Below are 20825 nucleotides of genomic sequence, written 5' to 3'. Positions count from 1 at the left end.
TCGCCCAGACGCAGAGAGTTTGCATCTGAGGCTTTTTTGAGGTGTAAGTTTGTTTTGGAGAAAATATTGTGAGTTTGCGGCAATTCGTTAGTTATGTTTGCTTTGCTGGTGCTGTTAGTTTGATAGCTCATCAACCAGTGCAAGCTAATGTTGGGCAAGTAACAGGGGTACGGCTTAATCCTACTGAAAATGGGCTTGAAGTCATTTTAGATACTTCTGATGAGACTCCATCTCAGGTTTTTGCTTCTCGTTATGGCAATACTTTTGTTGCTGATATCATTAATACGCAGTTGAAGTTACCAGGAAAGACTAATACTTTTCGCCAAGATAATCCTACAAGTGAAATTACTGCTATTACTGTTACTGCGTTGGATGCTAATACTGTCCGAATCAGGATAGAAGGTAAAGCTGGCGTTCCGACAGCAAAATTAGTTCAAAATAACCAAAGAGTGGTTTTTAGTTTGACACCGCCTGCTTCTACGGCGGTTAAGCCAGCGCAACCAAATGCAGCACCTCCAGTAAATCCTCCTACAACACCACCAACTACACCACCTGCAACCACCCAAAATCCAAATCGCAACGCTCAAGATGATACTACCAATGAGCTAAGTCAAGAAAGGATTATTGTTCGTGTTACGCGAACCCAAGAAGAACTTACAGATGTACCGCGCAGCATAACGGTAATTGACCGCGAACAAATCGAAGAACAAGCACAATCGACGCGAGATTTAGGCAATATTCTCGGCAAGTTAGTTCCTGGTTTAGCACCTCCAACGCAAAGTAACAGTAGCTTTGGGCAATCGTTACGCGGGCGCAACGTTTTGGTACTAATTGATGGCGTTCCTCAGTCTACAAGTAGAAACGTTTTCCGCGATTTTAGCACTATCGATCCTTCTGCCGTAGAACGGATTGAAGTGTTAAGAGGTCCTACGGCAATTTATGGTGATGGTGCGACTGGTGGCGTAGTTAATATTATTACTAGAACCGCCAGCGAAGAAAAGCTGACTTCAACTACAGAAGTTGGGTTAAATGCTTCGTTAAGCCACCTGGAAGATAGTCTTGGTTATAATCTCCGTCAGTCGGTTTCTGGGACAGAAAATAACCTTGACTATACAATTTCCGCAGCATTTACAGGCATTGGGGGATTTTTTGATGCTGATGGCGATCGCATTCCGCCCGATCCCAATGCACAAGGTGGTTTATCTGATACTGATACTTTTAATATATTAGGCAAAGTAGGTGTAAATATTGACGACAATCAGCGCCTGCAACTGACTTTGAATCACTTTAATGATCGCCAAAATACTGACTTTACTACTGACCCTATTGTCAATCGGCTTCCAGGTAGACAAAAAGCCAGGGCTTTAGAAGGGTTAGATTTGGAAGACAGCCAAGGGACAAGGAATACACTTATTAACTTGGAATATAACAACGAAGATTTATTTGGTAGTCGAGTTCGCACTCAAGCCTATTACCGCAATTACTTTACGAGATTTTTTCCTTTTGACGCTCAAAATACGGCGAGTTTAGGTAATATTATTTTTCAATCTGAGTTGGAATCAGAAAAAATTGGCAGTCGTTTAGAAATCGACACGCCTTTATCTAGTCCAGAAACGCTGAGTTTGTTGTGGGGAGTAGATTTATCGCGCGAAAATAGTTCTCAACCTGTAGCTGTTTTCGATCCTGTACTTTTCAATAACAGTAACGGCTTAGTTTTCCGCGAAATAGACGAACGTTCTTGGACACCAGCTTTTAGCCAAAATAACTTGGGTTTGTTCGCGCAATTGCGTTGGGATGCAAGTGATCGCATAGTTCTTAATGGTGGCTTACGTCACGAACGAGTAGGCGTAAGTGCTGATGATTTTACAACAATTAGGGGAAACTCTATTGGCGGTGGCGATCTTGATTACAATGCAACGCTGTTTAATTTGGGCGCTATCTATAATGTGACAGAACAAGTAAATTTATTTGCTAATTTTGCTCAAGGTTTTTCTGTTGCCGATGTGGGTTTAGCTTTACGCAATGCCCCGGCGGGCTTTTCTGTAGAATCTTTACGCCCGGAAGCCCAAAAAGTAGATCACTATGAAATTGGCGTGCGCGGTAACTGGGATGTAGTAGAAGCTTCTTTAGTTGGTTTTTACAACCAATCAGATTTAGGCACAACTTTTACAGCACCAGGAACAATTCTTCGTTCTCCTCAACAAGTTTATGGCTTAGAAGCTACTTTTGACGTACAAGCAAGTGAAACTTGGCAATTGGGAACAACCCTAAGTTTAGTCGGAGGCGATCGCGATAGCGATGATGACGGCGATTACGATGCGCCGTTAAATACTTTTAGTATTTCGCCCTTGAAAGTAACGGCTTATGTAGAAAATCAAACTTTACCAAGTTGGCGCAATCGCTTGCAGCTTTTGTATTCCGGTAGTCGCGATCCTGTAGGTACTGGGTTTGGCTTAAATGAAGTAGAAAGTTACTTTACCCTTGATTATATTAGCCGCATTAATTTGGGACCGGGAACCCTGCAAGTCAGCGTAGAGAATTTATTGAATAAGCAGTATTTCCCTGTAGTTTCTCAGTTGCAAACTACTGATAGTAGTTATGCGGCGGCTAGAGGTACAACCCTCAGCGTTAGTTATTCGTTTACTTGGTAAATAAAAAAGTTAAAGGGTAAAACCAAAACATTACCCTTTAACTTAAATGCGATCGCGAATAACAAAGTTTATTACTTAGGAGAAAAGTCATTGACAGCAATAAATGCTCAAAATCTTAAAATCGCTTACAGTGACACGCTAATTGTTCCCGATCTGTCGCTAGCACTTCCTCTTGGCGAAGTAACTGCTTTACTAGGACCCAATGGATCGGGAAAAAGTACAATATTACGCGGCCTAGCTAGATTGTTGCAGCCAACAAAAGGTGCAATTTATTTAAACGGTCGCAATATCGCCAAAATGCCAACCAAAGAACTGGCGCGTCAGTTGGCTATGTTGCCCCAATCACCAGATATACCACCTAGCGTCACTGTATGGGAATTGATTAGTTACGGTCGCTATCCCTACCAAAGTTTACTAGGAAGACTATCCGATCGCGATATTACCGCAATGCGTTGGGCGCTAGAAATCACTAATCTAGAACCTTTAGCCGATAGATCTGTTGATACACTCTCAGGAGGCGAACGCCAACGCGCTTGGATTGCAATGGCACTAGCACAGCAAACCCAAGTGTTACTGTTAGACGAACCAACCACATTTTTGGATATCCGCCATCAACTAGATGTGTTATCCCTAGTACGGAAACTAAATCGCGATCGCCATCTTACCGTTGGCTGGGTATTGCATGACTTAAACCAAGCCGCCGCCTATAGCGATCGCCTAATTATGCTGGCACAAGGCAAAGTAGTCGCTAACGGAACTCCAGAGGAAGTAATGACAACTGCCACGATTCGAGAAGTTTTTGGGGTAGAAATGACTATTGTTGCCCATCCCTTTAGTGGTTCTCCAACTTGTTTGCCGTGCAATATGGGCAGCCGCAATGAATAGACTAAGTAGAAGAAATTTTATAACAACAGCAGTTATATCTGCTTTTGCTGTTGCTTGTACGCGAAATGCTACAGATGTAGAATCGCCAACGGCTATTACCAAAACTCCGACTCGGATTGTAGCCCTCGAATGGGTATATGTGGAAAACTTATTAGCGCTGGGGATACAGCCCATAGGCGTAGCAGATATTGACGGCTACAAGCGATTTGTAGATATTGAGCCAGTTTTAGCAGCTAGTGTAGTAGATATTGGTACGCGCCAAGAGCCAAACTTAGAAACAATCGCCCAACTCCAACCAGACTTAATTATCGGCGTAAAATTGCGGCACGAACCTATTTACGACAACTTATCGTCTATTGCTCCTACATTGCTATTTGACCCTTACCCCGCACCCAACGAACAATCGCAACTAGCAGAAATGGAGCAAACATTTTTTACTATTGCTGATACTGTAAACCGCCGCGCTGTAGGCGAAAAAGTATGGCAACAGATGCGAGAAACCTTTAAAACTGCCACTGAACAAATGCGAGCGCTACAACTTATCGGTCGCCCATTTATCTTAGGGCAATTTCCCCCCCAAAGTTCTCCGCAACTGCGCCTATTTACGGCAAATGCGATCACCGTGCAAATCTTAGAACAAATCGGCTTAAAAAACGCCTGGCAAGGAGACTTAGATCGCTTTGGTTTCAATACCGTGTGGGTAGAAGCCCTGACTAAGGTAGAACAAGCCAACTTTCTCTACATTACCGAAGCCAACAACACCCACTGGCAGCAAATTCAAACTAACCCTGTATGGAAAGGACTAGAATTTGTGCAAGAAAACCGCCTTTACTTACTAGGTGCAGATACCTGGGTGTTTGGCGGACCCTTATCAGCGCAAGTTTTAGTCAAAAAAGTAGTAACAGCCTTAACTAAAAAGTCAACAAAATCTTAATCTCTATGTTTTTCTTCAGTAAGCTGCCCGTCTATATTAAAAACCTCTCCTCAACTTGTGAAACATCCCTACGCAATTATCTTTAGCAGTGGCATAACCTTACTTTTAATCCTTCTTCTCATCCACATTACCCAAGGACAAGCAGAACTAGATGTTTCTACCGTCTTCAACGCTATATTTGCCCCTAATAACAACGCTGCTTCCAATATCGTCCGTTACATCCGCCTCCCTCGTTCTAGCATTGGTATTCTCGTCGGTGCAGCCCTAGGAATAGCCGGAGTATTACTCCAAACAGTAACTCGCAACCCCCTATCATCACCCGCAACTTTAGGCATCAATGCAGGTGCATATTTAGCTGTCACTGTTACCCTCATCTTCGCCCCCAACTTATTAGCTTTCTCACCTATCCTCATAGCTTTTTCCGGTGGATTGTTAGCAGCAGTGCTAGTATATGCGATCGCGTCAAGCGCCCCAATTACTCCTATTCGCCTAACCTTAGCTGGCGTTGCTGTTTCCTTGGCTTTAGCCTCTTTTACCGCCGCTTTGCAGTTATTTTATGAAAACGAAACTGCTGGCTTATTTCTCTGGGGTGCAGGTTCTTTAGTTCAAACAGATTGGAGTGGAACTATTTACGCCTTACCGCGAGTTTTACTGGGCGCAGTTGGAGCGTTATTAATGGCAAAATCATTGGATATTTTACAACTAGGCGATGAAGTGGCGCGATCGCTTGGTCAAAAAGTCCAATTAACTCGCTTACTAACTATAATAATCGCTGTATTTCTCGCATCTGTAGCCGTAAGTGTAGTCGGACCAATCGGTTTTGTCGGTTTAGTTGCACCTCACCTAGTCCGGTTGATGGGATGCCGCCCACACTACCTACTTATACCAGGGGCGGCGCTTTGGGGCGCAGTTATTGTCATTGCTGCGGATATTGTCGCTCAACAAGTGACTACAAACTTAAGCCAATTACCCACAGGTAGCGTTACCGCCCTCATTGGCGCACCATTTTTAATTTGGCTGGCGCGTTCGGCAAAAAGCGCCACTACAAGCGATCGCACTTTTAGTCTAAAACCATCACGGTTATTACCCTACCAAGTTTTATTATTAGCCAGTATTTTGTTACTTGCGCTCGCTCTAGGAGTTGGTTTATTTATTGGTGGCGTTTCTTTAAACTTCAGTCAAATTTTTGACAGTAGTGCTTTTGCTCATCGAGTAGTATTCAACCTCCGCCTACCGCGCCTGCTTGTAGCTGTCTTTGCTGGGGCATCTTTAGCTGTAAGTGGCTTATTGTTGCAAGGAGTTGTGCGAAATCCTTTAGCCGGGCCAGAAATAATCGGAATTACATCTGGTGCAGGATTAGGGGCAATGTTAATTCTCGCTTTGCTGCCAAACGCACCTGTGGCGGCTGTTCCCATCGCTGCCTTTATTGGGGCTTTTGCGGCGGCAATTGTGGTTTATCTTGCCTCTTGGCAAAATGGAATTTCACCAGGGCGTTTGGCGTTGGTAGGAATTGCTGTTTCTGCTTTTTGTGCGGCGGGAATTAATTTGCTAGTTGTGATGTCAAAGCTAAGAGTTGCCCAAGCTTTGGTTTGGCTTGCAGGTAGCACCTACGCCCGTCAATGGGACGATTTATGGTATTTAATTCCTTTCCCCTTAATATTGTTGCCCCTGGCATGGGTTTCTAGTCGCTGGTTAGATTTGATGGCGTTGGGGGAAGATGTACCCCGGACTTTGGGAATGCCCTTGCAACGCGATCGCGCTATTAACGTGGCGATCGCGGTTGCCCTTGCCGCCTCTGCGGTTGCTACTGTCGGTACAATTAGTTTTGTCGGTCTAATTGCTCCTCATGCTTCGCGCCTATTGGTAGGTCATCGTCACCGCCAGCTAGTGCCAATTGCCGCAATTTTGGGCGCAATTTTAGTTACTGTCGCAGATATTGTCGGTCGTGTCGCGCTTGCACCAAGAGAAATTCCTTCTGGATTAGTTACCGCTACAATTGGCACTCCCTATTTCTTGTGGTTGTTAGCTTCGGCGCGGTCTAGAACAAGGATGTAGACAGTGTGAAGCACTACAACTTGCAAAAAAACTATTGCTAAACAATTAATTTATCAAAATATTCGTTGAATTTGCTCCTGCCTGGAAGTCGTCGGCAAGTTTTACGGCCATATCAGTAATGTTTTTGCCTACCTTTTATCTAATTTTTCAAATATCTGTTGACAAATTTTTGCATTAAGCTTACTCTTTATCATAAGTAATTGAGAGCTTGTTGAAAATAATTCTCAAAATATTACTCAATTTGTATTCTATGGATGGAAACCCAGAGGTACTTAAAAGTGCAACCAACTAATAATGGTTCACACTCTGATGCTCGTGATTTGGGATTGCCCCTAGCATCTCCTTCATTAAACATCGCCGAGTCTGATTTTCAAAACTTTCATCCCCTACCCGGCACGCGAGAGATTGCTTTACCCGGACCTACATCAAAGCACTATTTAGAACGCCAGCAAGAGCGAGAATCGAATGCTAGAAGCTATCCCCGTCGTATTCGCATGGCGATTAGCGAAGCTAAAGGTATTTATGTCAAAGATGCAGACGGCAATTTGTATTTTGACTGTCTGTCTGGTGCTGGCACGTTAGCTTTGGGACACAACCACCCCGTTGTACTTGATGCTATCCGCGCAGTTTTGGACGCAAATCTTCCTCTGCACACTCTCGACTTGACTACCCCAGTTAAGGATGCCTTTGTGGAAGAACTGTTTGCTAGTTTGCCCTCTGCCTTTGCTCAAAAAGCACGGATTCAGTTCTGCGGACCCTCTGGGGCAGATGCCGTTGAAGCGGCGATCAAACTTGTTAAAACCGCGACAGGGCGACGCAGTTTACTATCATTCCACGGTGGCTATCACGGGATGACGAACGGGGCTTTGAGTTTGACTGGTAATTTGAACCCCAAACAAGAAGTAGCAGGACTAATGCCCGATGTTCACTTCTTACCTTATCCCTATGAGTATCGCTGTCCTTTTGGTCTTGGTGGTGAGGCAGGACAGCTTACAAGTAGCCGCTACATTGAATCAATTCTTGACGACCCCGAAAGCGGGATTGTCCCTCCTGCCGGGATGATTCTAGAAATTGTCCAGGGAGAGGGGGGTGTAATTCCGGCTGCCGATGACTGGGTGCGGCAAATTCGACATCTTACCCGCGAACGCCAAATTCCCCTGATTGTAGATGAAATTCAAACAGGTTTTGGTCGTACCGGAAAAATGTATGCTTTTGAACACTCTGGAATTATGCCCGATGTGCTGCTGTTATCTAAAGCAATTGGCGGTAGCTTGCCTTTGTCGGTAGTGCTTTACGATCGCGCTTTAGATAAGTGGTTGCCTGGCGCTCATGCTGGCACTTTTCGCGGAAATCAATTAGCGATGGCGACAGGACTTGCGACGTTGCGCTACATCCAGGAGAACCGCTTGGCAGATTGCGCCGCAGCAATGGGCGATCGCTTGATGTCTCATCTGCGTCAAATTCAAGCTGAATCTCGCTGCATAGGTGATGTTCGCGGGCGCGGATTGATGGTTGGGGTTGAGATTGTTAACTTGGAGGCACAACCCAATCGGTGTGGTAGTTATCCTGCCTATTCGTTGTTAGCAAGTCGCATTCAATCTGAATGTCTGCGTCGAGGTTTAATCCTCGAAATTGGGGGCAGGTTTGGTAGCGTTATCCGCTTTTTACCACCCTTGACCGTTACTATTGAGCAAATTGATAGCATTAGCGAAATTTTCTTTAACTCAGTCAAAGCAGCCGAAAAACAGGTGTTGCCGATGCTTTCTGAGGTAGGCTGATGCTAAAAACACCGAGTAACTCTCTGCAAGTCGAACACTTTTTGACTAATTCAACGGCTAGTTTAGCAGCTTACCAAGAAGCGATCGCGACAGCCCAAGAAGTCCTAATCGAATACTTCGCGACTCAAACCCAACCTTATAGTGGCGCAACTCCAAAACAATTAGTAGCCGCGATTTCTGGCAGCCAAATTTGTATGGAAACTGGGCAAAGTTTGAGAAAAGTTCTCAAAAATATTGGTGAAGTTATTCTCAATAACTCTATAGTTATTTCGCATCCTAAATGCCTTGCTCATTTGCACTGTCCGCCACTGATACCAGCTTTGGCAGCCGAGGTTTTAATTAGTGCCAGCAATCAATCAATGGACTCTTGGGATCAAAGCCCCGCCGCAACCATACTAGAACAGCAGGTAGTAAATTGGCTATGCAACTTATTTGGTTACGATACGGCGGCAGATGGCATTTTTACCAGTGGCGGCACACAATCTAACTTTATGGGGCTTTTACTAGCACGAGATACTTTTGCCTGTAAGCAACTCAATTGGCAGGTAAAACAACAAGGATTACCGCCCGAATCTAATCGGTTTCGCATTCTCTGTTCAACAGTGTCTCATTTCACTATCCGCCAATCTGCTGCCTTGTTGGGGTTGGGCGAACAGGCAGTAGTAATGGTGGAAACCGATGCAAATTATCGCTTGTGTCCGGCGGCGGTTGAAAGGCAACTAGCACAGCTAAAGGAGGAACAACTTATTCCCATTGCGTTAGTGGCAACCGTTGGCACTACAGACTTTGGCAGCATCGATCCGTTGCCAGAGTTGGCGGCTTGTGCCAAAGAGTATGGGCTATGGCTGCACGTTGATGCAGCATATGGAGGCGCTTTAATCGTGAGCGATCGCCATCGTCATAAACTTATCGGTATCGAAGCTGCGGATTCTATTACTGTAGACTTCCACAAACTCTTTTATCAGCCGATTAGCTGCGGTGCTTTTCTGCTTAAAGATCGCTCTCACTTTGATGCGATCGCCCTGCACGCCGACTATCTCAACCCAGAAACCAATGTAGAAGCAGGAGTCCCTGACTTAGTTACAAAATCTGTGCAAACTACAAGGCGATTTGATGCCCTAAAACTTTTTGTCTCCTTGCAAGCATTAGGCAGGAAACAGCTAGGAAATGCGATCGATACCACAATCGAATTAGCGCAAGCAACAGCAAGTTTAATTGCTGCCGAGCCAATGTTGGAATTGGCAACTTATCCCACAATCAACGCTGTGGTATTTCGTTACTGTCCGGCACAAACTCCTTCTGAAGCCTGGGTAAATCACATCAATAGCCAAATTCGAGAGATTTTGTTGCAAACCGGGGAAGCTGTTTTAGCGCAAACCAAAATTGGCAAGCTTACCTATCTAAAATTCACCTTACTTAACCCCTCCACAAAACTAGCAGACATCACGGCTATTTTGAGTGCTGTCAAGCAGTTGGGTAAAAAATTGGAGACAACACAATGACAAAACAAACAATACAAGCGGTGGTAAATTACACAGATAAGCAAATTGCCGAACAAGCAACAATCCAAAGCTTTCTCAATTGCTACCTGCGGGAGATGGGTATTGGGGAAATAAATAAAATAATCGTGCAACCACTGTGTGTCAAAGATGATCAGCCAGAGGCAGTCATAACTGACATATTCGCTCGTACTGGCACAACATCTTTAATTTGCTGTACATTGACTCATCAAGGCGTACAGTTGTGGATTGGTTTGCGCTACTGGTCGCCCACCGGACGGCATTTGTTTTCCTTCCCAGTTTATTATCAACTAGCAGGTAGCCGTGTCTTAGAACTAGATTACGTTACGTTAGTTGCGTTGATTACTAAAGAATTGGCTTTAGTTAGTGGTAGCAACAGCCATCAAGATGAATTGCTGCTGCGGGTAATTCAAAGCTGTAGCAATATTGAACAGTTTGTACGGCAGCGACGACAAGATAAGGAACTTTATAAGTTTAATAGTTCCTTTATTGCTACCGAACAAGCCTTAGTATTTGGGCATCATCTACACCCTACACCAAAAAGCCGCCAGGGGTTTTCCGAGCAAGAATTGTTCGCTTATTCACCAGAATTGCAGGGTAGTTTTCCCCTGCACTACTTTCGCGCCCATCACTCGATTGTACAAGAGGGTTCAGCGCTGCCGCAGACAGCGATCGCCTTAATTAAGCAAGAACTATTATCAGATCCAGCAATAGAAACTGACTTTAAGACAAATTACTGCGGTGAAGATGATTATGCACTGCTGCCAGTACATCCTTGGCAAGCAAATTTTATGCAGTATCAGCCAGCAGTGCAGCAGTTATTGAATCAAGGATTGCTGCAAGACTTGGGGTTACAAGGTCGATCTTATTTGCCTACTTCTTCAATTCGCACAGTTTATCACCCAGATGCAAAGTTCATGCTGAAGCTGTCTTTGAACGTGAAGATTACAAACTCTATGCGCACCAACTTGTACAAAGAAATGGAACGGAGTGTAGAAGTTTATCAACTGCTTGCTGGTGAAATTGGCAAAGATTTAGGCGATCGCTTTCCTAATTTCAACATTATTCGCGACCCCGCCTTTATCACTCTAAAAATAGACGGCGAACCTGTAGAAGGCTTTGCAACAATTTTGCGAGAAAATCCGTTTCTAGCAAATCCGAATACTGATGCAACTTGTTTGATTGCCCTGTGTCAAGATGCTATTTCTAGCGATGGTTCGCGTTTATCTCAAATTATTTGCCAACTGGCACAACAAGAAAGCCGTTCTACAGGTGAAGTTAGCCTTGACTGGTTTCGCCGCTATCTCAAGATTTCTCTAGAACCGATTTTGTGGCTTTACTTTACCTACGGTATTGCCATCGAAGCCCATCAGCAAAACAGTGTATTGCAGTTGCAAGCTGGCTATCCCGATCGCTTCTTTTACCGCGACAATCAGGGATATTATTATCGGCGCTCTTTTTATCAACGATTAGATGCCCTTCTACCTGGAATTAGTCAAAAAAGCCAAACAGTTTGCGATGATGCGGTGATTGACGAACGAATAGGTTATTACCTATTCATTAATAATTTGTTTGGATTAATTAACGCCTTTGGTGTAGCAGGGTTGGTAAATGAACAACTACTTTTAGCCGAACTGCGAACAGCCTTAGCAACTCAACCAGCCTTAATTCAAGGTTGTTCTACCTTGTTGCAAAATCTCCTATGTCAACCGCATTTACGTTGTAAAGCCAATCTTCTCACCCGCTTTCACGATATGGATGAATTGGTAGGATCGGTATCTACACAGTCTGTGTATGTTGCAATTGACAACCCCTTGATTGATGGAGGTGTCTATGTCCCTTAGTACATTGGCATACTCTTATCAGACCTGGGACGCAAAGATTAATAAAGCGATCGCTTTTCGTCCAGTTGTTTTAGAAGATTTACCACTGATTCACAACTGGATGAATCAACCCCATGTGATTCCTTTTTGGAATTTAGCATACGATATGCAACGGATGGGGCAACACTTACAAACTGCACTCGCCGATCGCCATCAAACTCTTTATATCGGTTTACTAGATGATGTGCCGATGAGTTACTGGGAATCTTACTGGGCGACGGATGATATCATTTCCCGCTATTATCCCGCTCATCTTGCCGATCGGGGAATCCATTTATTAATTGGTTCTCCAGAGTTTCTCGGCAAAGGTTACGCCTTGCCACTGTTACGTGCTATGACATTTTTTCAGTTTCAACATCCAGAAACAGCAAAGATTGTCACCGAACCAGATAGCCGTAACTCCAAGATGATTCACGTATTTAAACGCTGCGGCTTTGAATTGCAAAAAGAGATTGACTTACCCGAAAAAAGGGCAGCATTGATGTTTTGCGATCGCCAAAATTTTCTAAAGAGGTGGAAATAATGTCTGATTGTGTTTATGACATTATCGGTGTTGGTATTGGACCATTTAATTTAGGTTTGGCTGCACTGTTAGAACCAGTAACAGAAATTAACGCCCTGTTTTTAGAACAGAAACCTCAATTTCACTGGCATCCAGGCTTGCTAATCGAGGGAACAACAATTCAAGTTCCGTTTCTAGCTGATTTGGTAACAATGGCTGATCCCAGTAGCCGATTTAGTTTCCTCAGCTACTTACAGGCACAATCTCGACTTTATCACTTTTATTTTTGGGAACAGTTTCATATTCCCCGCCGGGAGTACAACCATTATTGTCAGTGGGTGGCACAACAACTGCCAAGTTGCCATTTTGGTCAAAGAGTAGAAACAATTTCCCAGCAAGAAAATTCTCATTGTTTTGAAGTCCAAACACGGGATATTACGTCAGGAACTATATCTACTTATCGCTGTCGAAATTTAGTTTTAGGAGTTGGCAGCGTTCCGCGCGTACCTGCTTGCTTGCAAGATGTACTATCAGAAAATGTGTTCCACTCGGCAGAATTTTTGCACCGACGCGATCGCACTCGTCAATCCAAATCAATTACAGTTATTGGATCGGGTCAAAGTGCGGCAGAAGTTTTTTATGAATTGTTGCAAGAACAAGAAACCTATGGCTATCGCCTAGAATGGCACACTCGTTCTCAAGGCTTTTTGCCAATGGAGTATTCAAAGCTGGGTTTAGAGCATTTTTCCCCTGATTACATCCATTATTTCCATCAACTTTCCCCCGAACGGCGAGATCGAGTATTATCAGCGCAAAACTTACTTTACAAAGGCATTAGTTTTGACACTATTGCAGATATCTATAACCTGCTTTACGAGCGTTCTGTTGCCGATAGTTCTCCAAATGTACGTTTACTGTCTTCCGTGGAAGTAAAAGAAGTTGAGATAATAGGCAATATTTATCGTTTAGAATATCGGCATTTGCAACAAGATCGGCGATTTGCCCATGAAACCGACTGCATTATCCTCGCGACTGGATATCACCACGAGATTCCTAATTGCCTTGCTGATATTCACCCGCTAATTCAATGGCATCAAGGACGTTATGTTGTCAATCTTGACTATCGCTTAGAACTTACTCAGGAAATTCCCAACCAAATTTTTGTCCAAAACGGCGAGTTACATACTCACGGCGTTGGCGCACCAGATTTAGGATTAGGCGCTCATCGAAACTCAGTAATTATCAATGCGATCGCCGGAAAAACTGTCTATCCAGTTAATAGTCGCAATGTCTTTCAACAGTTTGGTGTTGCGGTATGAAACATCGGCTGCAATTAGTTTCCGGCGCCCTATTTTTGTGCGTATTTTTAGCTGTATTCAACGAGGTATTACTTTCACCATTCTATCCCCAGTTTTTTCGCAAGGTATTTGGGATTGAGAATCTTTCTTATACCGGATACTACATTTTTGTTTGTCGATTGACGGTAGTTCTATGCGCTCCATTTTGGGGCATTTTAGCTCGTCAGTTTGAAGTCAAGCATCTGCTGTATATCGGACAAGTGGGAACAGCAGTTATGACAGCCTTGATGGCGACATCTACTACTGCTAATCAATTTTTGATTTACACCGTTTTGTTGCTGCTGTGCAAAAGTAGCTATTTACTCGTGTATCCCTTGATTATTCAACTGGCAGGAGAGCAGCAAAGAACCACTGTAGCCGGAACTTATCAAGCAGTATTTCACGGCGCAATTATCACAGCAACGATCGCTGGTGCTTGGATGGTGAATCTTGATGCCCCTTTATTCTTGTTTTACCCGATCGCCGCCGCCGATGTGTTGCAACTTGGGATCTGCCTTTATATCTTGCGGGGAGTCTCCACACAACGCCTAGATGTTGCCACAGAAAGCCAGCCTTCAATAAGAGGCAATCAGACAGGTTTTATAGTGGCAATTGGCATCGTAATTCTCACCTTTCAGTTAGCCAACAATTTGGTACGTCCCTATTTCACAGCCTATATCACAGCATCAGCACCTTTTAGAGTCAACCTGCTAGAAAGTAGTTTTTTATTCGTGATTCCTAGCATCATGGCGATCGCGGCTTTGCCCTATATTCGTAAATCCTGTCATCCTCAACGATTAAAATCTATCTATTTGGTTGGGTTGTGTCTCCTAGCTGGAAGCTTGTATCTCCAAGGCTGGACGCAACACTTATCGGTTCTAGTTTTAGCCAGGGGAGTTTACGGATTTTGTCTAGCTGTGACTCAAGCTGCTTTAGAACTGCAATTATTTGGCAGTAGCACTGCTAAAAGTCTCCATTTCAACTACAGCCTGGCAACTTCGTTTGCCAATCTCGGACATCTGGGCGCGCCGCTAATGGCTTCATCGCTGGTTAATACCTACAGTTTAGCTGCCCCATTTTTAGCCGCCGCCACAATTTGCTGTATCAACTTACTTTTTGCTCGATTCACAGTTTTCCGCAAGCTGTCTTTACACCTTCAACCATTACCTGTTTCTAAAGAGGAGTTATAACCATGAATCAGTTACAAATTCTTACTCAAGCATTACAACCGCAAAATTGGCAGTCTGTGGGTAGCGATCTATTAGCTAAAATGCTCTCAGAGTTTATGTATGAGGAGATTATTCAACCGGAAACCGTTGAAACCAAGGGAGAATACAATCTTTACCGTCTCTCGCTGCCTGAAGGTATTATCTATAGTTTTGAAGCTAAACAGCGCTTATTTGATAGTTATCGGGTGATTCCAGAATCAATCCAACGCTGGGAAGGGAGTGAATGGTTGCCAGCATCCAACCCTCTCAAATTTGTTTTAGATGTATATATAGCAGTGGGAATGACTTCGGAAACTACCGCTCATCTATTGAAAGAACTGAGTAACACTCTCCTTGCCGATGCCCATATTAGGGTAGCAAAAGAAAAACAGCATCCAGATTTACTAGAGATGGACTATCCCCACTTAGAAGGAGAGATGGAAGGACACCCTTGGATTACTTTCAATAAAGGGCGGATTGGTTTTGGCTATGATGACTATTTAGCTCATGCGCCAGAACGCAAACAGGCGATCGCGCTATTTTGGATTGCCGCAAGAAGCGATCGCGCTCAATTCAATGCTGTTGCCAATCTCGATTACCCAACACTAATGAAAGAGGAGTTAGGAGAAGACACTCTTGCGGAATTTGAGACAATATTAAGATCGCAAAACTTAGAACCTCTCAACTATTACTTTCTGCCAGTCCATGAGTGGCAATGGAAAAACATGATTATTCCGTTGTTTGCAGAAGATTTAGCGATAAAAGCAATTGTTCCTCTTGGTTACAGCCGCGATCGCTATTTACCCCAACAATCAATTCGCACCTTTGCAAATATTAGCCACCAGCAGAAACGCCATGTCAAATTACCTCTAAGTATCCTCAATACCCTTGTCTATCGTGGTTTACCAAGCGATCGCACCGTAATTGCTCCCAAGGTTACAGAGTGGGTGAAGTCTATTTGCGATCGCGATTCGTTTCTCAAAGATGAATGCCGTCTAATTCTGCCAGGGGAAGTAGCCAGCGTCAACTACAATCATTCCTACTACAACCAACTATCCGGCGCACCTTATCAATACAAAGAAATGCTGGGTTGTCTTTGGCGCGAGAGCGTTCTTGCTTATACCCAAGTTGATGAACGCCCGATAACTTTAGCCGCCTTACTCCATATAGATAGCAACGGGCAACCATTTGTTTCGCAATTAGTAGCGCGATCGGGACTTAGCTTAGAGGCTTGGCTAGAATGCTTATTCAATGCCATTTTGCCACCCCTATTACACTACCTCTACCGCTATGGTGTAGTGTTCTCTCCTCATGGTGAAAACACGATTTTGGTACTCAAGAATTTTGTTCCTCACCGTCTAGCAATGAAAGACTTTGTAGATGATGTCAATATCAGTCGCCACCCTCTACCAGAACTAGAAACTTTACCCCAAGAATTAAAAGCAGTGATGCTAACTGAACCTCCAGAAGGTTTGTGTCAGTTCATTTTTGCTGGTTTATTTATTTGCCACCATCGTTACTTATCCGATTTATTAGCAGCCCACCACAATTATCCAGAACGCACTTTTTGGCAGCAAGTACGCGATCGCATTTTAAATTACCAAAACCGCTTTCCAGAACTGCAAGCACGATTTGAACTATTTAACCTACTAGCACCGCAGTTTACAAAACTCTGCCTAAATCGGAATCGCTTGCTAACTTACGGCTATGCTGATGATGGCGATCGCCCCCACGCGGCTGCCTTTGGTAAAGTAACTAATGCGTTGTATGAAATAGAGGCATCCGTAGGGCAACTAAAATGTAATTAATATCAGAATTATGATAGCGCCTATTTCGCTGTGGTTCTTGGCGAGATAGGTTTGTTTTGAGACTATCTAGATCAAACTGACTACAACTGTGTCCTATTGTGGTGCAGGGCTGTAGTAGCGATTGATTCAATTTAACCTTGCTTCTGAAGGTGGATGTAATCGCTTCTAAACTTTGTTTACTTGAGAAAAGTTAGTCAAGCAAGATTAAAAAAACGGCTGAGGTTAAATATGGCGCTTCAAGGCGTGCTGTTAGATATCGACGGTACTTTAGTGTTGAGTAATGATGCTCATGCCCAAGCTTGGGTAGAAGCTTTTGCAGATTATGGATACGAAGTAAAATTTGAGGATGTTCGTCCCTTGATTGGGATGGGAGGGGATCAAGTTATTCCGCGAATAGTGCCGGAACTTTCAGGCAAAGAGGGAGTTGGCAAACAAGTTGCCGACCGACGCAAAGAGTTAATCATTAAGAAGTTTAGCCCACATCTAGAACCTGCTCCAGGTTCACGAGAATTGGTGCAACGACTCAAGCAAGATGGCTTCAAGTTAGTAGTTGCTAGTTCAGCGACCAGTCAAGAATTGTCAAGCTTACTAAAAGCAGCTAAGGTGGAGGATTTGTTAGCTCAAGAGCCAACCACAACCTCCGATGATGCAGAAGCCTCCAAGCCTGAGCCAGATTTAGTGCAAGCAGCCTTAAGCAAGGGACAACTGCAACCGCAGCAAGCGCTGATGTTAGGGGATACGCCTTATGATATTCAAGCCGCTTCTATTGCAGGTGTGGGCGTAATTGCGTTTCGCTGTGGCGACTTTGATGATACGCAACTTGCCGATGCACTGGCAATTTACGACGACCCAGCAGACTTGCTAGAACATTACGAGCAATCGCCACTTGGACAGCATCAAGTAGCTCAAGCAGGTCAGTAGATTTCAGTGGAACAGCAAACCGAAAAAAACCTGAAAGTCTTGCTATGTGCGCGTTTTAGTTATCAATAGATGATTGACTATGTATATACATATCAAAAAGACTATTTATATACATAGCAAAAGTGGGTTAGAGAGTTTCTTATTACTATTTTTGATCCCCTTGTCGTGACCTAACATCCTCGGCTGTTTTGGGGGCAGAACCTGGTGAGGAAAATATACTTAGTGCTTTTCTTTTGCACAAAATTTAGCTATTATTCAAAGCAATGCTCCAGATAGGGATAAAATATACATCAACTTCTGCATAGCACCAAACTCATAACTTGAGACTACCCAAAACCAGAAGGCGATTACTTTTGGAGCTTACAGGAGTAACAAAACTGATGAAATTAGCACCGTTCGGATTCCAACCAGAGGCGGTAGCACTGATTACTCTGGTGATTAGTATCATCACTATTTCTGTTGAGGCAGAGGCGGCTAGTGTTTCTATAGGAAACAGCAATAGCAGCACAACCTTTACCGATGTTCCTGGGCAGAGTTTTTCGGGTTCAGTAATTGGGAATGCTGGAGTTGGTACACCCCCGACTTCAGGCAGCGTATTCTTGACTGAATTTGAAATCGGATTCATCAATCCAGTCAATAGCGGAGGTCTATTCGTATTTAGCCAAGAATATACAGGTACTCCTGCGGACTTATCAACGCTAATAGTGGGAGGTTCAGAAGGCTTGTTAGGCAGGTCTTTTTCTGTAGCTAATAGTGCTTGGGATTTCGGTCAGGGACTTCTTTTGTCCGATGTCAACGCTACTTATTTTGCCTACACTAATGTCTTCGGAGAATATGGTTCAGATGATAGTGGTAGTGGCTATGATGGCACTGAACTACGAGCATTTTATGCCGACCCATCTAACCCGTTGCTTCAATCCTTCAGTGGGAACACAACATTTAATGAGGATATCGTGTTCAACGCTCAGTTTGAACCTGTCCCTGAACCCACTTCTGTTCTGGGTATACTTGCATTAGGTGCTTTGGGCGCTGGTTCCGCGCTGAAGCGCAAGCGGCAACAGAAAGCCGGGGATAAGAGTTTCAACTCAAATAAAAGCTTAGTTAGATAACTGCTGTGTGATTAATCAATTTTTCTAGGTCTTTAGTATATCTACTTAAGCTTTTTGTAGCATATTAAATATTCAGTACAATTACCCTAGCGTAGGTAATCAACAGGTAGGTACTGTGGTTGGGGCTTGAAAGTAAAGAAATTTTGAAACTTAAAAATATCAAATTGGGTTTCCAACTCTTAATTGAAAAGCTTAAAAAACCCTAAATTTCTTTATACAACCATGGGACGAGCGAGAAAACTACAGAAAACACTACTAACTTCAAGCTTATCATTATTAGTAGCCTTTGGCATAATCTCAGGATCTTCTATTACAAGTCTGGCACAACAAACCCAATTTTCTGCACAAAAAGTCTTCCCTACAGACTTCAATATGCGTAACGTTAGAACAGACTATGGTGCAAAAGGTGATGGCTTTACCGATGACACCGGAGCAATTCAAAGTGCGTTGGCAGATGGACGAACGAGTAATAGTGATTACAACGGAAAACCAAAGACTATTTATTTTCCAGCAGGAACATACCTAGTAAAAGATAGCCTAGAGTGGAGAGGTTGCTGCCTAAGTTTGCAAGGTCAAGGTCAAGGCATAAGTATTATCAAACTCAAGGATAGCGCTGTGGGATTTGGCGATCACAACGTGCCTAAAGCGGTAATCAAAACCCCAGGTGGTAATAGGTCATTTCGTCAAAATATCTCCGATCTAAGCGTAAATACAGGTAAGAACAATCCAGGAACCAAAGGCATTGATTATATTGCCAACAACATTGGTTCGATCCGAGATGTAAGCATTATAGCGGGTGATGGAGCAGGTAAAATTGGTTTAGATATGTCGCGCCAATGGCCAGGTCCTTGCTTAATTAAGAATTTACAGGTCGATGGGTTTGAGTATGGTGTTTATACAAAACAATCTGAATACGGACCAACCTTTGAAAACCTTACTTTGACAAATCAGCAGGTTGCTGGCATCCGCAATGAGGGTAATACTTTAGCAATCCGTCAGCTAAATAGTAATAACAAAGTGCCAGCAATCCAAAACCAAGTTTCTTGGGGGTCGGTAATTTTGCATGGCGGTAATTTCCAAGGTGGCTTATCCCCTACCAGCGCCATCGAAAACAATGGCTATTTGTACGCTAAAGATGTGGTTACTCAAGGCTACCAATCAGCGATTCTAAACAAGGGTATAGTTGTGCCAGGCACAGCGCAGGCTGAATATGTTTCTGACAAAATTTACAGTTTGTTTGATAGTCCAGCGCGATCGCTAAATTTACCCGTGGAGGAAACACCTAGCTTTGACGATCGCAATCTCGCTAATTGGCGTAAATTTGTGCCGAGATGGTACGGCGATACGGGACTTTTACAGTCACTATTAAATTCAGGTTCATCAACGATCTACTTTCCCCATAGCATCTATTTTTCTTACGAGCAAAAAGTATTTAAGGTTCCACCTACGGTAAAACGGATTATTGGTTTTTCGTCAATCGTCAATGGTGGAGGAATTGTATTTCGCGTTGAGGGCAATAGTGACCAGCCATTAATTATTGAGCAATTCGGTCGTGGTATATCGGTTGAACACGCTTCCTCACGCCCCTTAGTTATCAAGAACGGCAGTTATCAATATAGCGATTTCCCCGGAGCCGGAAAGTTATTTTTAGAAGATGTCGGACTGCGGCAATTAAACTTAAATTATCCCCATAGTGTTTGGGCGCGGCAATTGAACATAGAAAGCCTTGATGCGGCGCGTACCAAAATTGACAATAAAGGTGGAAAGCTATGGATTTTGGGTTTGAAGACCGAGGGCAAAGGCACAGTAATTAGCACCAGTGCGGGTGGAGAGACTGAGTTGCTAGGGACGCTGATTTACCCGGTCCAAGATTTCACCCAAGAGGAGAAAAAGCAAGCAGCATTTATCAACAATGAATCTAGCCAATCATTGATTTATTCTGTGAGCGCCTATGGTGCTAATAAAAATTATGATATCCAAGTTGAAGAAACCCGTAATGGAACTAAGCGCCAATTTTTATCTAAAGATATGCCTGGTAGAATGCCTTTGTTTGTCGGGTATCAAAAATAGGTAATGGCAACAGGTTCTAAAACTGGTTTTGTCGCCATAAGCTAATCGGCATCAAAGTTGCATAATAAAAAGGTAAAGCTGATTCAAAGTAACTATGCCACCAGCAGCCAAGAATTTTTTAAGGTCGGAACAAGTCGTTCATCTACAGCAAGCCCTCAAGGAGA

At 43.6% G+C, this 20825-nt stretch carries 14 protein-coding genes; all 14 read left to right on the top strand.

Annotated elements, in window-relative coordinates; genetic code table 11:
- Positions 1-68 precede the first annotated feature (68 nt).
- The 14 genes from AC2VE5_RS15700 (at position 69) to AC2VE5_RS15635 (ending at position 20661) form a co-directional block, all read left to right on the top strand.
- Positions 69-2651 carry a TonB-dependent receptor domain-containing protein gene (locus tag AC2VE5_RS15700; RefSeq protein WP_486888674.1) on the top strand — a complete coding sequence of 861 codons (2583 nt, stop codon included), beginning with the start codon at positions 69-71 and terminating at the stop codon, positions 2649-2651.
- Between the two features lie 90 nt (positions 2652-2741).
- Entirely contained in the window at positions 2742-3536 is a 795-nt protein-coding gene (locus AC2VE5_RS15695) for an ABC transporter ATP-binding protein (protein WP_486888673.1), read from the top strand.
- Entirely contained in the window at positions 3529-4470 is a 942-nt protein-coding gene (locus AC2VE5_RS15690) for an ABC transporter substrate-binding protein (RefSeq protein ID WP_486888672.1), read from the top strand. Before AC2VE5_RS15695 ends, AC2VE5_RS15690 begins: the two co-directional genes overlap by 8 nt.
- A gap of 57 nt (positions 4471-4527) precedes the next feature.
- Entirely contained in the window at positions 4528-6525 is a 1998-nt protein-coding gene (locus AC2VE5_RS15685) for an iron ABC transporter permease (protein ID WP_486888671.1), read from the top strand.
- Positions 6526-6803: 278 nt separating this feature from the next.
- Positions 6804-8303, top strand: a complete 1500-nt coding sequence (locus AC2VE5_RS15680) for a diaminobutyrate--2-oxoglutarate transaminase (RefSeq protein WP_486888670.1) — start codon at positions 6804-6806, stop codon at positions 8301-8303.
- Positions 8303-9805 carry a pyridoxal phosphate-dependent decarboxylase family protein gene (locus tag AC2VE5_RS15675; RefSeq protein ID WP_486888669.1) on the top strand — a complete coding sequence of 501 codons (1503 nt, stop codon included), beginning with the start codon at positions 8303-8305 and terminating at the stop codon, positions 9803-9805. Before AC2VE5_RS15680 ends, AC2VE5_RS15675 begins: the two co-directional genes overlap by 1 nt.
- Positions 9802-11667, top strand: a complete 1866-nt coding sequence (locus AC2VE5_RS15670) for an IucA/IucC family protein (RefSeq protein WP_486888668.1) — start codon at positions 9802-9804, stop codon at positions 11665-11667. The genes AC2VE5_RS15675 and AC2VE5_RS15670 overlap by 4 nt, the downstream gene beginning before the upstream one ends.
- The gene (locus tag AC2VE5_RS15665) at positions 11657-12229 is read left to right on the top strand and encodes a GNAT family N-acetyltransferase (RefSeq protein WP_486888667.1); all 573 of its coding nucleotides are present in this window, start codon (positions 11657-11659) and stop codon (positions 12227-12229) included. The genes AC2VE5_RS15670 and AC2VE5_RS15665 overlap by 11 nt, the downstream gene beginning before the upstream one ends.
- Positions 12229-13527: a lysine N(6)-hydroxylase/L-ornithine N(5)-oxygenase family protein gene (locus AC2VE5_RS15660; RefSeq protein ID WP_486888666.1), complete on the top strand. Its 1299-nt coding sequence runs from the start codon at positions 12229-12231 to the stop codon at positions 13525-13527. Before AC2VE5_RS15665 ends, AC2VE5_RS15660 begins: the two co-directional genes overlap by 1 nt.
- Positions 13524-14735 (top strand): MFS transporter, encoded by a 1212-nt coding sequence (locus tag AC2VE5_RS15655; RefSeq protein ID WP_486888665.1) that lies wholly within the window; start codon positions 13524-13526, stop codon positions 14733-14735. The genes AC2VE5_RS15660 and AC2VE5_RS15655 overlap by 4 nt, the downstream gene beginning before the upstream one ends.
- 2 nt (positions 14736-14737) lie before the next feature.
- Positions 14738-16561, top strand: a complete 1824-nt coding sequence (locus tag AC2VE5_RS15650) for an IucA/IucC family protein (RefSeq protein WP_486888664.1) — start codon at positions 14738-14740, stop codon at positions 16559-16561.
- Between the two features lie 228 nt (positions 16562-16789).
- On the top strand, positions 16790-17482 hold the full coding sequence (locus AC2VE5_RS15645; protein WP_486888663.1) for an HAD family hydrolase: 693 nt from the start codon (positions 16790-16792) through the stop codon (positions 17480-17482).
- Positions 17483-17862: 380 nt separating this feature from the next.
- On the top strand, positions 17863-18591 hold the full coding sequence (locus AC2VE5_RS15640) for a PEP-CTERM sorting domain-containing protein (protein ID WP_486888662.1): 729 nt from the start codon (positions 17863-17865) through the stop codon (positions 18589-18591).
- A gap of 222 nt (positions 18592-18813) precedes the next feature.
- Positions 18814-20661 (top strand): glycoside hydrolase family 55 protein, encoded by a 1848-nt coding sequence (locus AC2VE5_RS15635; protein WP_486888660.1) that lies wholly within the window; start codon positions 18814-18816, stop codon positions 20659-20661.
- Positions 20662-20825 lie beyond the last annotated feature (164 nt).

The sequence above is a fragment of the Aliterella sp. E5.1 genome (genome assembly GCF_057473825.1).
This window is presented reverse-complemented; position numbering and strand designations above follow the sequence as displayed.

What these genes read in the sequence shown, in the direction of transcription:
- AC2VE5_RS15690 (WP_486888672.1), top strand. Translation starts at nt 3,529, where the DNA reads ATGAATAGACTAAGTAGAAGAAATTTTATAACAACAGCAGTTATATCT.
- AC2VE5_RS15675 (WP_486888669.1), top strand. Translation starts at nt 8,303, where the DNA reads ATGCTAAAAACACCGAGTAACTCTCTGCAAGTCGAACACTTTTTGACT.
- AC2VE5_RS15670 (WP_486888668.1), top strand. Translation starts at nt 9,802, where the DNA reads ATGACAAAACAAACAATACAAGCGGTGGTAAATTACACAGATAAGCAA.
- AC2VE5_RS15665 (WP_486888667.1), top strand. Translation starts at nt 11,657, where the DNA reads ATGTCCCTTAGTACATTGGCATACTCTTATCAGACCTGGGACGCAAAG.
- AC2VE5_RS15660 (WP_486888666.1), top strand. Translation starts at nt 12,229, where the DNA reads ATGTCTGATTGTGTTTATGACATTATCGGTGTTGGTATTGGACCATTT.
- AC2VE5_RS15655 (WP_486888665.1), top strand. Translation starts at nt 13,524, where the DNA reads ATGAAACATCGGCTGCAATTAGTTTCCGGCGCCCTATTTTTGTGCGTA.
- AC2VE5_RS15650 (WP_486888664.1), top strand. Translation starts at nt 14,738, where the DNA reads ATGAATCAGTTACAAATTCTTACTCAAGCATTACAACCGCAAAATTGG.
- AC2VE5_RS15645 (WP_486888663.1), top strand. Translation starts at nt 16,790, where the DNA reads ATGGCGCTTCAAGGCGTGCTGTTAGATATCGACGGTACTTTAGTGTTG.
- AC2VE5_RS15640 (WP_486888662.1), top strand. Translation starts at nt 17,863, where the DNA reads ATGAAATTAGCACCGTTCGGATTCCAACCAGAGGCGGTAGCACTGATT.
- AC2VE5_RS15635 (WP_486888660.1), top strand. Translation starts at nt 18,814, where the DNA reads ATGGGACGAGCGAGAAAACTACAGAAAACACTACTAACTTCAAGCTTA.